Genomic DNA, 667 nt, shown 5'->3' with positions numbered 1-667 from the left:
CAGGCGCTGGCCGACCTGGTGGACGAGCTGGAGCCGGCCGCCGTCGTGAGCCTGCACAACGCCGAGTTCGGCGAGCCGTTCTTCGTCGTGAGCCGGGACGTGCCCGGCCTGGCGGCCCGCCTGGCCGCGGTCGCCGCGCGCAGCGGCCTGCCGGTCGGCGAGGCGCCTCCGTCGGACGTCGTCGGCTGGCCGGTCCTCGGCGACGGCGTCTACCGCATGCCGCCGATCGAGGAGTTGCTGATCCGCGACCACGACCGGCAGGCCCCGGCGTACGGCGCGCACCTGACCCACCACGCCGCCCGGCACGGGTCGCTCACCCTGCTGCCGGAAGTCCCCCGCTGGCACGCGGCCACGCGCTTCCACGACAGCCCGCCGACGGCCCTCACCGCCCTGGCCCGAGCCCTGACCGGGGAGAGCGAGGAGGTACAGCGGTTGCTGGAGCAGGCCGGCCCTCACGACGACGCGTTCGCGCGTGCCGCCGCCGACACCCTGGCGGTGGCCGACTCCGTCACCCGCGCCTGGCTGCGGCGGGCCGAGGACACCGCCCCGGTCACGGGGGTGGAGCTGGCCGAGGCCCACTACGCCCGGGGCGTCCTGACGCTGCGCTCGACCGCGATGGCCCTGCGCTCCGCCACCGAGGCGCAGCCCGGCCGGGCGGCACCGCACG

Annotated in this window: 1 pseudogene; it reads left to right on the top strand. The window is 77.5% G+C overall.

Going from position 1 to position 667, the window contains the following annotated elements:
- A pseudogene (locus ACLWS4_RS37245) lies at nucleotides 1–667 on the top strand (hypothetical protein); the annotation flags it as partial.

The organism is Kitasatospora sp. SC0581 (assembly GCF_048159585.1).
Taxonomy (GTDB): domain Bacteria; phylum Actinomycetota; class Actinomycetes; order Streptomycetales; family Streptomycetaceae; genus Kitasatospora.
The sequence above is the reverse complement of the archived record's forward strand: the minus strand, read 5'-3'. Positions and strand labels throughout refer to the sequence as shown.